The organism is Enterococcus sp. AZ104 (assembly GCF_050546705.1).
In the GTDB taxonomy this organism is placed as follows: Bacteria; Bacillota; Bacilli; order Lactobacillales; family Enterococcaceae; genus Enterococcus; species Enterococcus faecalis.
In genome coordinates, this window is record NZ_CP172952.1 from 554,850 (window position 1) to 568,796 (window position 13,947).

Here is a 13,947-nt window from a genome sequence, read left to right on the forward strand (position 1 = left end):
AATGGCAAAAGAAACAAATGTGAAGTTAGTCACGGTGAGTGTTTTTGTGGCAACATTTATGACAGCCATTGAAGGGACCATTGTGTCTACTGCGATGCCAACGATTGTCGGCTCGTTACATGGCATGGAAATTATGAACTGGGTATTTTCAATTTATTTATTAACGAATGCGATGTTAACACCGATTTATGGGAAACTTGCGGATAAAATTGGTCGTAAACCTGTCTTCATGATTGGCATTATCATTTTTATTTTGGGCTCCTCGTTGTGTGGCTTTGCTCAAGATATGTTGACTTTAATTATTGCCCGCGCAATTCAAGGTGTGGGGGCAGGCGCAATTTTACCAGTTGCGTTAACGATTATTGCCGATATGTATACATTGGACAAGCGAGCGAAAATTTTAGGCTTAAACAGCGCCGCCTGGGGAATTGCCAGTATTTTTGGTCCGTTAGCAGGTGGTTTTATTGTAGATACAGTCGGTTGGCATTGGATTTTCTTCATTAACGTTCCTATTGGACTTGTTTTATTGGGCTTGATTAGTATTTTCTTAGTTGAACCAAAGCGGGAACGGACCAAGATGCCAATGGATATTTTGGGCAGCGTTACTTTGATGGCAGTGTTGCTAACGTTATTGCTAGGTTTTCAAATGATTAGCGATAATGGTTTTACATTAGTAACATTTGGTTGTTTGAGTTTGAGTGTGCTCTTTTTTGTAGCGTTTGTGATGATAGAAAAACGCGCGCAAGACCCAGTGATTGATTTGCATTTATTTAATCAACCAACGTTTGTTTTAGTAAATCTTATTGCGGCGCTTATTAGCGGTTTCTTAATGGGGATTGATGTCTACATTCCGATGTGGATGCAAGGTGTCTTAGGAAAAAGTGCAGGAATTGGTGGCTTAGTTTTAGCGCCTATGTCGTTACTGTGGATGGCTGGATCATTTATAGCAAGTAGCTTTATGGAAAAATATGCTATGAAAAAAGTTTTAACGATTGGGTTATCGATTCTATTAGTCGGGGCCATCTTTTTAGTGGTAATGCCAATGGCCGTTCCGTTTTGGCTTTTCTTTGTAGTGTCTTCTGTCTTAGGAGTTGGTTTTGGGATTACTATCACAACGACTACGGTGACCGCACAAAGTACAGTGGAGCCTGAAAAAATGGGGGTTGCAACATCGTTTAATACGTTGGTGCGTACAATTGGGCAGACTGTGATGGTGTCAATTTTTGGTGTGATTTTAAATGCAGGAATGTTTGCGAAATTGGAAGCGAGCGCGTTAAACGTCGATGCAGATGTCATGAATCAATTAGTGAATCCACATACTGCAAATTTAATTCCAGCTACGTTGTTAAAACCATTACGCGGTATCCTCTATGCAGGTCTGCATAATGTTTACTTAGTCGGTGCGGGCTTAGTTGTTGTCGCTCTTTTGTTAAATATTTTCGCAAAAGCGCAACGAGCGAAGGTTTAGTGGTACACTAATAGAAAGAGTATTGGAGGGAAAAGTAGATGGCCTTTTTACAAGCAAATATTTATTCAAATGTATTGGAAATGGAAGTGAATGTGAACGTAATTTTACCACAAGAAACGGTAAAAAAAGTGGGCACAAGTACCCAAGCAGCATTGACAGATATTCCCGTGTTGTATTTATTACATGGGATGGGAGGAAATCACAGCGTCTGGGCTCGCAGAACCTCTATTGAGCGGTATGTCGCTGATTTGGGGATTGCTGTCATTATGCCGTCCACGGATTTAGCTTGGTATACGGACACGCAATACGATATGAACTATTGGACGTTTATCTCAGAAGAATTACCGAAAATTTGTCATCAACTCTTTCCACAGTTAAGTACAAAACGAGAAAAAACCTTTGCCGCTGGTTTGTCAATGGGTGGTTATGGCGCCTTGAAATTAGGATTAGCGAAACCAGAATCTTTTGCAGCCGTTGCTTCTTTGTCTGGGGCAGTCAGTTTATCATCCACTAGTTTTGGGGAATTATTAAAAGTCCGTAAGCGAAGCTATTGGGAAGGTATTTTTGGCCCGTTAGATCAAATTGAAGGTTCTATTCACGATCCGCTGTATTTACTACAACAATTAGTAGAAAGCCAAACAGAAATGCCCCAATTTTACCTTTGTTGTGGGGAGCAAGATATGTTACTTTCTGCTAATCAACAGATGGCTCAAGCGTTGGAACAGGCACAGGCAAGTTACACTTTTGAAACTGGACCAGGAGAACATGACTGGGTGTTCTGGGATGAATGGATTCAAAAAGCCTTGGCTTGGCTACCAATACCAAAATAGAGAAAGTAGTTTTCGCTATTTATTTTAAAAGTTAACCCTTGGTCCGTTACTTCGATTGACGGACCAAGGGCTTTTTTTATTTAGATGAAGAGGTGTTGTCTGCTTGCAACCCATCTAAGTAGGTTTTAACGGCTTGAATAAAGGCGGATTTTTGGTGGATGGAGTGTCGAAATTGAATGCTTTCCTCCATGTACGTTAACTCATTGTCGGAGACATATTGTTTCATGTGCAGCACTTGTTCTTTTAAATAGTCATCTCCGTTCAACACTTGCGAAACGAGCTGTTTTTCCTCCGTTGCGTCCATAATCATCCCAAATAAAAGATGTTGTAAAGACGTTACTGCTAAATGAGTCATTTCTGGTGAAAAACCTGCTTTTCTTAAAATGCCCATCATTTGATTTAAATGGCATAATCGTTGGGGATAGGCAGGGACGGTTTGGATTTCGATAGCTACGGCACAGGGAAATTGTTGATAGAGATCATAATAGTTTTCCATGAAGGCCAGTAAGTCAGAATACCATTCACCACATAATTCAGGTTCTTGAAAGTGCTCTTCAATCGCTTCAGCCATACTTTGAAGTAAGGCTTGCTTATTTTTAAAATACCAATAAATTGCGGGCGCCTGTACACCAAGCTGTTTGGCGACTTTACGCATAGAAAGTTGTTCTAAAGTGGGACTTTTTTCTAACAAAGAAAATGCGGCTGCAATAATCGTGTCTTTTGATAATTTCGGTTCCATGATTTTAGCTCCTATTAAACGTTATCTTCGTAAGTTTATCAAAAAGAAGGTACACTTTATGATAGGAAAAACTTGTGAAAAATTAACTTGTTCGCTTGTATTTTACCACTAAAAATGGTAAATTATGAATCGGCCTTATTTTACAGTGTTAAATTGGTGAAGTCAATGAGCAAATTGATTTTTTTGTAATGGGGAAGAATTCGCAGACCAACACTGAAGAAGCAGGGAACTATTTTAAGAAAGTAGGGATAAGATGGACCTTATTATTCAACACGCCAAAAAATACAAAGGCTCGGTAGTTATTGCCTTGTTGGCGGTGATCGTAATGGTTGTCTCAGCACTTTGGCAACCAAAATTGTTACAACAAGTGTTGGAAGCAATTATGAATGACGATAGCGACAAAATGAAAAACTTAGGGATTCAATTAATTGCCATTGCAGGATTAGGACTCGTTGCAGGGGTTATTAATACAATTTTTTCTGCCAAAGTTGCCCAAGGTGTCAGTGCTGACATTCGTGAAGCAACTTTCCGCAAAATCCAAACCTTTTCATTTGGCAATATCGAAAAATTTTCAGCAGGTAACTTAGTTGTTCGTTTAACAAATGACGTTACTCAAATTCAAAATGTCATTATGATTGCGTTGCAGACACTTTTTAGAATTCCTTTTTTATTTATCGGGAGTTTTATTTTAGCGATGCTAACCTTGCCACAACTATGGTGGGTGATTGTTGCACTTGTCATCGCAGTTATTTTGATTTCTATGCTGTCCTTTTCGCAAATGGGCAAGCATTTCATGATTATTCAAAACTTGATTGATAAGATTAATGGTATCGCAAAAGAAAATTTGTTAGGCATTCGTGTCGTCAAATCATTTGTTCAAGAAAAAAATCAATTGTCACGTTTTACAAAAGTGAGTGAAGAATTAACCACCCATAACTTAATCGTAGGTAGCTTATTTGCTGTGATGATTCCAGCGTTTATGTTGGTGGCGAACTTAGCTGTTGTAGGCTCAATTTTCTTTGTGAGTAACTTAGTCAAGGACGATCCAACTTTAATCGGTGGTGTCGCTTCCTTTATGAACTATTTAATGCAAATCATGATGGCGATTATTATCGGCGGAATGATGATGATGATGACTTCTCGTGCCGCTGTTTCCATTAAGCGGATTAAAGAAGTGATGGAAACAGAACCAGATGTTACCTACAAAAAAGTCCCAGAACAAGAGTTAATTGGTAGTGTTGAGTTTGACCACGTATCTTTCCGTTATCCTGGGGATGAAGAAGATACCTTGAAAGACATCTCTTTCTCTATTCAGCCAGGTGAAATGATTGGGATTGTGGGCGCAACTGGGGCTGGTAAATCTACATTGGCACAATTAATTCCACGTTTGTTTGATCCGACAGAAGGAAAGATTGAAGTTGGTGGTGTCGATTTACGAGAAGTGAACGAACACAGTTTACGAAAAACAGTTTCCTTTGTGTTGCAAAAAGCAATCCTGTTCTCTGGAACGATTGCGCAAAATCTACGCCATGGTAAACGTGACGCTTCTGAAGCGGACATGGAACGGGCTTCAGGCATCGCCCAAGCCAAAGAATTTATTGAAAAATTAGCAGAAGGTTATGATGCACCCGTCGAAGAACGGAGTAATAACTTTTCTGGTGGACAAAAACAACGGTTATCAATTACAAGAGGTGTGATTGGTGAGCCTAAAATTTTGATTTTAGATGATAGTACCAGCGCGTTGGATGCTCGTTCGGAGCGGTTAGTCCGAGAAGCGTTGGATAAAGAGTTAAAAGAGACTACCACGATCGTTATTGCCCAAAAAATTTCTTCTGTTGTCCATGCAGATCGTATTTTAGTATTGGATAATGGACGTTTAGTCGGGGAAGGCACGCATGAAGAATTAGCAGCTACGAACCCCGTGTATCAAGAAATTTATGAAACTCAAAAAGGAAAGGAGGAAGCTTAATGACTGATTTAATAAAAGCTAGTAAATTTTTCTATCATTATTTAAAGCGTTACAAAGTTTCTTTCCTCTTTATTTTCTTAGCAATTTTCGCAGCGACTTATTTACAAGTCAAAGCGCCGCAATTCGTTGGGGAAGCTATTCAGGAATTAGCGAAATATGCGGTTAATGTGATGCAAGGAAAAGACGATAAAAGTGCGTTCGTTTCTGTCATTTGGAAACTGCTCATTTTTTATGTCTTAACTAGTGCCGCTAGTTTCATTTACAGTATTCTCTTTACACAAGTCGTGGGGAAATCGACAAACCGCATGCGGATTGGTTTGTTTAACAAATTAGAAAAATTGACGATTCGTTTCTTTGATTCTCATCAAGATGGTGAAATTTTAAGTCGTTTTACTAGTGACTTAGACAACATCCAAAACAGTTTAAACCAAGCGTTGCTACAAGTATTAACCAATATTGCCTTATTGGTTGGTGTCTTAATCATGATGTTCCGTCAAAATGTGGAACTGGCATGGGCCACAATTGCTTCTACGCCGATTGCGATTTTAATTGCGGTCTTTGTGATTAGCAAGGCGCGCAAATATGTCGATTTACAGCAAGATGAAGTGGGTAAATTAAATGGCTATATGGATGAAAAAATTAGTGGGCAACGTGTGATTATCACTAATGGCTTACAAGAAGAAACCATTGACGGCTTTTTAGAGCAAAATGAAAAAGTTCGTGCCGCTACGTATAAAGGTCAAGTGTATTCAGGATTACTTTTCCCAATGATGCAAGGAATGTCATTAGTCAATACGGCAATTGTTATTTTCTTTGGTGGTTGGTTAGCAATCAATGGCTCTGTTGATCGTGCCGCTGCGCTAGGTTTAGTCGTTATGTTTGTCCAATATTCCCAACAATATTATCAACCATTAATGCAAATTTCTTCAGGTTATAGCATGATTCAATTAGCTGTTACAGGCGCTCGTCGTTTAAATGAGATGTTTGATGAACCAGATGAAATTCGTCCCGAAAATGGCGAAAAATTAGAAGAGATTAACAAAGCTGTGGCTTTAAATCATGTTGTTTTTGGCTATAATCCAGAAACGCCTGTGTTGAAAGATGTTTCTATTCATGTGGATAAAGGTGAAATGGTCGCTTTAGTCGGACCGACAGGCTCAGGAAAAACAACGATTATGAATTTAATGAATCGCTTTTATGATGTGAATGAAGGCGCCGTGACGTTTGATGGTGTGGACATTCGTGAAATGGATTTAGATAGCTTGCGTTCACATGTAGGCATTGTTTTGCAAGAGTCCGTTCTATTTTCAGGAACAATTCGTGAGAATATTGCTTTTGGTAAGCCAGAGGCCACGGATGAAGAAATTGTTCAAGCAGCGAAACAAGCGAATATCCATGAATTTATTGTAAATCTTGAGCAAGGCTACGATACTGAGATTACGGAAGAGAATAACCTTTTCAGTACGGGGCAAAAGCAATTAGTAAGTATTGCACGAACGATTATTACCAATCCAGAATTATTAATTTTGGATGAAGCAACAAGTAATGTTGATACAGTAACAGAAGCTAAAATCCAAAAAGCGATGGACGAAGCAATTAAAGGGCGCACCAGTTTTGTGATTGCCCATCGTTTGAAAACGATTCTAAATGCGGATCGGATTATTGTTTTACGAGACGGTGAAGTCATTGAAGAAGGCAACCACCATGAACTAGTTGAACAAGATGGATTCTATGCGGAACTTTATAAAAATCAATTTGTTTTTGAATAAGTCGAAAAAGAAGCAAAATGAGTCATTCTCATTTGCTTCTTTTTTTGCTATGCTAAATAGAAAAAGGAGAAATGTCAATGGAAAAAATGAGGAATGTACGGCAATTACGGCGCACGTTTTTGGTGCTAAATACTTTATTTGTACTGAGTGTATTCAGAGAGAATCGATGGACAAAATCGGCACTACTTTTTTGGTTGTTGGCTAATAGTTTTTTATATGGACTGCAGTGGTTGATTTATTTTGGGGGCGAAAAAGGCTGGCTGATACATCTGCAGCGGTGGTATTATTGCGCGATTCTTCTCCAAATAGTAGGCACATTGATTGTATATTTTTCGTTTTTTGTATAAAGGTCTCTCGTTTCTTGCCGGAGAATATGCTAAAATAAAAAGCAGCAGGGGGCGAGAAAACCATGGAAAAGCCAAATAAACGCAAAGCTGATTTAGAACGTACACGGCAAATTATTTTGTCTGTCGCTTCTGAATTATTCATGACAAAGGGGTTCAAAAATACCTCCACTCGTGAAATTGCTTTAAAAGCGAACATTACCCAACCGAATCTCTATCACCATTTTAAAAATAAAAAAGAACTGTATTTAGCTGTGATTGAAGAATTAACGTCCCGTGTTCAGGAAGAATTAGTCCCAATTGTTTCTGGAAATGCATCAGTAGAAGAAAAACTTTATCAATTAATCAAAGTTTTGTTAGATGAACATCCGACCAATCTTTTCTTAATGTTGAACGACATGTTTCAAGAAATGGGCCCTGATTACAATCGTACGCTGTATCAAATTTTCAAAAAAACCTATATCAATAATATTGCGGCTATTTTTGAAAGTGAACCTGAAACCAATTGCTTACAAGAGGGCATCAGTGTAGATGATGCAACTCGGTTTATTTTATATAACGTTAGTGCATTATTAAGTATTGAAAAAACGTACCAGCGAAAAACAGTGGATGACGATGTCAAAAAATTTATTCAATTTATGCTACATGGCGTTCTGAAAAGTCACAAATAAAAAATAGAGAAGCCCTGTTGAAAAACAGACTTCTCTATTTTTTTGTAAAATTCACTTATCAATCGATAAATAATTATTGATTTATCGATTGATAAGTGATATAGTTTATTTCGAAAAGAAGAAAGAGGTGAACCATTCATGTTTTTAGGATTTAATGAAATGAAGTATTCAAAAGGACGGTACGTCCTTGTAGTCTTAGTAATGGTCTTGATTGCTTGGTTGATTTTTATTTTGTCAGGTTTAGCGAACGGGTTAGCTCAAGGAAATCGTTTAGCCGTAGATCAATGGCAAGCGAATCAAGTGGTTTTATCAAAAGAGGCCAATAGTAATTTAAATGTATCAGTGTTAGATGAAAACGTGAAAGAAACGATTTCAGGAGGCAAGATTGCACCGATTGGTCAACAATCTTTAGCCATCCGCCCAGCAGATGACAAAAAGGCTGAATTAACGAATGTTAGCTTATTTGGAATTGAAAAAGAAAGTTTTTTAATGCCAAAAGTGATTGAAGGAAACGCATTTACTGATAAAAATCAAGTGATTGCTTCAGAAACATTGAAAAATCAAGGATTTAAAATTGGCGACAAATTAACTGCAGGGAAATATGATGAGCAATTAGAAATTGTCGGCTTTATTTCTAAAAGTAGCTATAACATTGTGCCAGTTATTTACACTTCTCTGGATACTTGGCGGTCAATTAAATATGGTGACAATCCAGCAATGGCCAAAATGGTTAATGGTTTCATTGTTCGCAGCAAGGACAACGCGGAAGTTAAAACGACTAATAAAGACAGCCAAGTTCTTTCAATTTCAGATTTTATTGAAAAACTGCCAGGATACAGCGCTCAAAACTTGACCTTGGATGGCATGATTTATTTCTTGATTGTGATTGCAGCGTTCATTATCGGTATTTTTATCTTTGTGATGACTTTACAGAAAACAGCAATGTTCGGTGTCTTAAAAGTTCAAGGGGTGCCGACTAGTTTCTTAGCAAAGGCAGTCATGCTACAAACCGCTTTATTGGCTGTTCTAGGAGTGGCGATTGGTCTTGCTTTAACGGGAATTACCGTGCTCTTTTTACCAGAAGCGATGCCTTATGCAACTAATGGACCACGCATGATTTTGTTTAGTGTACTATTGATTTTATCTGCATTAATTGGCGGGGCATTTTCAATTCGAACGATTGCTAAAATTGATCCGTTAATCGCGATTGGAGGTTAGAGACATGGCAAATGTTTTAGAAATGAAAAATATTTATAAAAAATATGGTGAAAAACATACAGAAGTGATCGCGTTAAAAGAATTATCTTTTGCGGTTCAGCCAGGTGAATTTGTCGCAGTAATTGGTCCTTCTGGTTCTGGTAAAAGTACCTTTTTAACGATTGCAGCTGGTTTACAGGCACCGACAAGTGGTGAAGTCATTGTTGGCGGGCAATCACTAAATAAGTTAACGAAAAAGCAACGTTTGGCGCAACGTTTTCAAAAAATCGGCTTTATTTTACAAAGCTCTAATTTGGTGCCATTTTTAACAGTGGAAGATCAATTTCACTTAATTGAAAAAGTTGATAAGTCACGTAAAAATAGTGAATTAAAAGAGCAATTGTTAGAGACGTTGGGGTTAAAAGAATTACGAAATAGTTATCCTCGTGATCTCTCTGGTGGGGAAAGACAACGGGTAGCCATTGCGTGTGCATTGTATCATGAGCCAGACGTAATTTTGGCAGATGAACCAACGGCTAGTTTAGATACAGAAAAGGCGTTTGATGTTGTCCAATTACTAGCGAAAGAGGCCAAAGAGAAAGATAAAGGGATTATCATGGTGACACATGATGAGCGTTTGTTGAAATACTGTGATCGAGTGGTTCGTATTCGTGATGGTGAATTGACAGAGTAACAAAACAAATAAAAGAGAACATGATCGGATTGCTGGAGACAATCCGACCATGTTCTCTTATTTCTTTTCAATACAGAAAAGAACAGGTGGCTGATTTTTTTGATTGATAAACTCATAACGTAAGACACTGTAAACATCTTGTGGTAAGGCTTGCGTGTAATTCGTGACCAAATCAAGTTCCTCTGAACCACCTTCGTGGCCATAATAAACGACTAAAATAATGCGACTTCCTTTTACCAAATGAGGCAGTAACCCATCTAACGCCTGTTTAGTCGTAGCGGGTTTTGTAATAATTTCCTTATTACTTTTAGGTAAATAGCCTAAGTTAAAAATAGCGGCAGTGATTTCTGTTTCTTCATCAAGGACAGCATGAAGATGTTCATGTCCTAATGGAAATAACGTAGTTTGTGGGAGTAAATTAAGTTCTGTTAACTTTTGTTCTGTATTGATCAACGCTTCTTTTTGGATATCAAAGGCGAAAACTTCACCAGAAGGGCCAACCAGCTCTGCTAAGAATGCTGTATCATGACCATTTCCCATTGTTGCATCAATGACGAAGTCGCCAGGTTCCACTACTTCTTTTAAAAGTTGGTGACTAAAATGTAGGGCTGTTTGTAGCATTAATTGAAAACTTCCTTTCCTGAAATGACAGTATATTTTCCTTGATAACTGTTGCGGCGTTTCATTTCCGCATCAATCGCATTGAGAACTTCCCATTTTTTCAAGCTCCACATCGGTCCGATAATTGTTTCAAAGGGAGCATCGCCTGTCAAGCGATGAATAACAATTTCGGGTGGAATCATTTCTAACTGATCACAAATCACTGAAACATAGGCTTCTTTGCTCATCAATTGTAAGCGTCCTTCATTATAATCCCGCATCATTTTGGTATTTGTCATTAAATGAAGTAAGTGCAGTTTAATCCCTTGGATATCTGAATCCTGAATAGTTCGCCGCACATTTTCGCGCATCATGGCAGGTGTTTCCCCAGGTAGCCCGTTAATTAAATGTGTACAGACCCGAATCCCGTGTTTCCGTAATTTAGCCACACCATCTAGATATGTTTGATAATCATGAGCGCGATTAATGGCAGCGCTAGTTTCCTCAAACGTGGTTTGCAAACCCAACTCTACCCATAAATAAAAGCGTTCATTTAATTCAGCTAAATAGTTCACTACCTCATCAGGCAAACAATCAGGACGGGTACCAATGGATAAACCAACGACACCTTTTTCATTGACTACTTGTTCAAACCGATGACGAATAACGTCAACAGGCGCATGTGTATTGGTGAAATTTTGGAAGTAAACAATGTATTGATCGACAGTTGGCCATTTTTGATGCATCAATTGGATTTCTTTTTGAAATTGAAGCGGCAGGGGATCGCTAGGTGCAACAATCATGTCGCCTGAGCCAGAAACACTACAGAACGTACAACCACCTTTGGCAACCGTCCCATCACGATTGGGGCAATCAAAGCCACCATCAATTGGCACTTTAAAAATCTTTTCACCAAACTGTTGACGAAGTGCATAGTTCCAAGTGTGATAGCGTTTATTTGGATCATCTGAATAAGGAAAAATTTGCATAATCAAGACTTCTTTCTAGCGTTGTTTGCTTTGAAATCGCCAAACAAAGCGTTTTTCTAAATAAATAGGGTAACTTAATAACAACCAAGCTAAACCAAGACAAAAACCACCTAAGATATCGCTAGGGAAATGGACACCTAAATAGATTCGACTAACCCCAATCATGAAAATCCCAATACCTAGTAAAATTTGCACACAAAGGCGGACCGTTTTATTTTTAATGAAAATTGGCAGAATCAATAAAATAGTGCCGTAGAACAAGGTACTTCCTACAGCATGTCCGCTAGGAAAACTATACGTATGTTCAGTTACTAAATGCTCCAAAGTAGGACGTTGGCGCATAAAGAATAATTTTAATAAAGAATTACCTACGCCAGCAATTAAGGCAGTATTAATAAAGAGCCATAATGCTTCAGCATAATATTTCCAAACAATAAACAGAGCAATGACAACGATTGTTAAGATGATAATCGTCAATGAATTGGCAAATTTGGTGTACCAAATAAAAAAGTTATTTAGCTGTGGAAAAGGACGACGAACAAAAGAAGTAATCGTTTGATCAAAGCCTTTGAGCCAGGTTGGATAAAAACGAACAACATAGCCTAAAAACATAAATACTAAAAGAAAACAACTACCTGCAAATTGATAATAAAGTTTGTTTTTCATAAAAAATCCTTTCAAAATTTAATCGCAACAATCCGTATTATACCATCAAAAGGGTAAAAAATTAAAAGATAATTTCATTGCCTGATTAGAGGGGATACAGATATTAAAAAAGTTCTGGCAGCACAATCTCTCATTGTGGTGCTAGAACTTTTTTAAATGGCGCATGTTTATTGATTATCATCATCAGGAGTATCAACGGTAATATCGCCGAATTCGCTAGAAAGGTTAAACTCTGTATCCGCACGACCATTCTTATAAGATGTTCGCTCTTTGTTTAAAAGTTGAACATCGCCTAATTTTGATTCCCCTTTGATTGAAATGTTACGCAAAATTTCTCCAGAATTTACATAAATATCTCCATGGACAAGAGCGACAGTTAATTTTTTAGGCACAGCAGGCATGTCTAAAGAAAAATCACCATTTTCACTTGAAAAGTTAGCTTCTCCTTTGAAATCATAGACGCTAATATCGCCATCTGTCGTTGTTGCTTGGATGTTTCCACGAGCATTTTGCACTCGAATATCACCAGAAGTAGTAGTATTTTTGATTTCATCGAAATAGGCTGAATCCAACGTTATATCGCCGTCAGTGGTTTCAACTGTTGCTTTTTTAGCGGAAGTATCCGCTGAAAGGTAGATACCATCTGAAGAGTTAAGCGTCATTTTTTTGGCTTTAACACCCGATAGACTAACATAAGAATTTGGTAGATTAGTTGTTAATTCGTCTACGTTAAAAGCATTCAATGAAACTTGTGAATGGGTTGAGCCATCAATTACTAACTTTTTCACATTATTAGGAATCTGGACACTCACGTTCGGTGTGAAGTCACTAAAAATACCAATATTAAAGAATGACAATTCGGGTTGGTTTTGTGTACGAGTGGTATTGATGGTTGCTGTTATTTTATTTTTTTCTTCTTTGACATCTAAGGTGCCTTCAGCTTTTGAATGAAAGGCATTATTCGGTGATCGTAATCCCATGTTGTTACTATCAGTTTTATAAATGGTATAAGGGCCTTTGCCTTTTAAGGATAAGTGAAGTTCTTCGCCTGCTTGTTTATTTTTTAGTGTATAACTTTCTTTTAGCGGCGTGACTGATTTTTCCGCTTGTTTGTAAAAATAGACGGCGCCAGATCCACCAATTAGCATCGCTAAGACAGCAATGGATAAGAGAATCCCTGTTGTTTTTTTCATTAGATATCACCTCGTAAAACAGCAATGTTCCATTGGAAATAACGCTTAAAGACATGTGCTGAAAATTTTAAAATTGGTAGAAAAAGTAACCAACCAATGATTGATGCACCAAATAAAAAGAGACTCATAGATAATTGGAAAAAGGAAGCGGCATTTGCTTGGGTAATAACACTATAAATACCATAAATTGGTGAAAATAAAGTTGCAGCTCCGGCAATGCCACAACCGACGTACATTAAGGCAATCCCTAAAATAACCCAAAACATGAAGAAAAAATTTAAACAGAAAATACCAAGCACTTGGAAAAATCGGGTTAGCGGCCGATGCTGTGGTCGTTGATAGTATGGAGAATCATTATCATAGTAAAATTCAGATTCTTCTTCATAGGGATGATCATAAGCAGGTGTAGCCGCTGGAATTTCTTGCCAGCCATTATTTTCAATTTTTCGTTCCGTCAATTCGATGCCTTGTTCTTTTAAAATTTCTTCTGCGATAACCCGTGGTTTCCCCAATGATTTTGCCACTTGTTCTTCTGTTTCGCCTTCCGCAACACGAGCATCAAATAACGCCTTGTATTTCGCAAGAATAATAGCTTGATCTTTTGGATTTAATGCTTTTAAATAAATTTTCAGCTCAATAATAAAATGTTCTTTATTCATTCCGCTCCCTCTTTCTACACGATTCATTTCTCATCTTAAACTATAATTTCTTTTTGAGCGAATAACAAGAGGAATTAAAAAAATCAGACTAAGGTAAAGAAGCATCTACAACTAAAGTCGCAGTTTTTTTCCGAGTAGTAACAAGAGAGGAAATCCATG

13 protein-coding genes are annotated in these 13,947 nt (G+C 37.8%); 7 read left to right on the top strand and 6 right to left on the bottom strand.

Annotated elements, in window-relative coordinates; translation table 11 throughout:
- Position 1: 1 nt before the first annotated feature.
- Positions 2–1,468 (top strand): MDR family MFS transporter, encoded by a 1,467-nt coding sequence (locus tag IGJ37_RS02735; protein WP_048949526.1) that lies wholly within the window; start codon positions 2–4, stop codon positions 1,466–1,468.
- Between the two features lie 38 nt (positions 1,469–1,506).
- A complete protein-coding gene (locus tag IGJ37_RS02740; RefSeq protein WP_002355660.1) occupies positions 1,507–2,298 on the top strand; it encodes an alpha/beta hydrolase in 792 nt (263 codons plus the stop codon).
- A gap of 76 nt (positions 2,299–2,374) precedes the next feature.
- On the opposite strand, the gene IGJ37_RS02745 is transcribed toward IGJ37_RS02740, so the two are convergent.
- Complete coding sequence (locus IGJ37_RS02745) at positions 2,375–3,037, bottom strand: TetR/AcrR family transcriptional regulator (RefSeq protein WP_010819775.1); 663 nt, start codon at positions 3,035–3,037, stop codon at positions 2,375–2,377.
- Between the two features lie 253 nt (positions 3,038–3,290).
- On the opposite strand from IGJ37_RS02745, the gene erfC reads away from it, so the two are divergent.
- The 5 genes from erfC (at position 3,291) to IGJ37_RS02770 (ending at position 9,681) form a co-directional block, all read left to right on the top strand.
- Entirely contained in the window at positions 3,291–5,006 is a 1,716-nt protein-coding gene (gene erfC, locus IGJ37_RS02750; protein ID WP_002355662.1) for a multidrug ABC transporter ATP-binding protein/permease ErfC, read from the top strand.
- Complete coding sequence (gene erfD, locus IGJ37_RS02755) at positions 5,006–6,775, top strand: multidrug ABC transporter ATP-binding protein/permease ErfD (RefSeq protein WP_002358756.1); 1,770 nt, start codon at positions 5,006–5,008, stop codon at positions 6,773–6,775. Before erfC ends, erfD begins: the two co-directional genes overlap by 1 nt.
- A gap of 409 nt (positions 6,776–7,184) precedes the next feature.
- Positions 7,185–7,790, top strand: coding sequence for a TetR/AcrR family transcriptional regulator (locus tag IGJ37_RS02760; RefSeq protein ID WP_002355664.1), 606 nt, complete (start codon positions 7,185–7,187; stop codon positions 7,788–7,790).
- A gap of 138 nt (positions 7,791–7,928) precedes the next feature.
- Complete coding sequence (locus IGJ37_RS02765; protein ID WP_002355665.1) at positions 7,929–9,008, top strand: ABC transporter permease; 1,080 nt, start codon at positions 7,929–7,931, stop codon at positions 9,006–9,008.
- Between the two features lie 4 nt (positions 9,009–9,012).
- Entirely contained in the window at positions 9,013–9,681 is a 669-nt protein-coding gene (locus IGJ37_RS02770) for an ABC transporter ATP-binding protein (protein WP_002363221.1), read from the top strand.
- 57 nt (positions 9,682–9,738) lie between these two features.
- Here IGJ37_RS02770 and IGJ37_RS02775 read toward each other — a convergent pair whose 3' ends face one another.
- The 5 genes from IGJ37_RS02775 to IGJ37_RS02795 all read right to left on the bottom strand — a co-directional run bounded on the left by IGJ37_RS02775 (position 9,739) and on the right by IGJ37_RS02795 (position 13,788).
- Complete coding sequence (locus tag IGJ37_RS02775; protein ID WP_002355667.1) at positions 9,739–10,302, bottom strand: class I SAM-dependent methyltransferase; 564 nt, start codon at positions 10,300–10,302, stop codon at positions 9,739–9,741.
- A complete protein-coding gene (locus IGJ37_RS02780; RefSeq protein ID WP_002355668.1) occupies positions 10,302–11,270 on the bottom strand; it encodes a TIGR01212 family radical SAM protein in 969 nt (322 codons plus the stop codon). Before IGJ37_RS02780 ends, IGJ37_RS02775 begins: the two co-directional genes overlap by 1 nt.
- 15 nt (positions 11,271–11,285) lie before the next feature.
- Entirely contained in the window at positions 11,286–11,936 is a 651-nt protein-coding gene (locus tag IGJ37_RS02785; RefSeq protein WP_325814988.1) for a phosphatase PAP2 family protein, read from the bottom strand.
- A 167-nt stretch (positions 11,937–12,103) separates the two neighbouring features.
- The gene (locus tag IGJ37_RS02790; protein ID WP_325814989.1) at positions 12,104–13,129 is read right to left on the bottom strand and encodes a DUF4097 family beta strand repeat-containing protein; all 1,026 of its coding nucleotides are present in this window, start codon (positions 13,127–13,129) and stop codon (positions 12,104–12,106) included.
- Positions 13,129–13,788, bottom strand: coding sequence for a DUF1700 domain-containing protein (locus IGJ37_RS02795; RefSeq protein WP_002381265.1), 660 nt, complete (start codon positions 13,786–13,788; stop codon positions 13,129–13,131). Before IGJ37_RS02795 ends, IGJ37_RS02790 begins: the two co-directional genes overlap by 1 nt.
- Between the last annotated feature and the right edge of the window lie 159 nt (positions 13,789–13,947).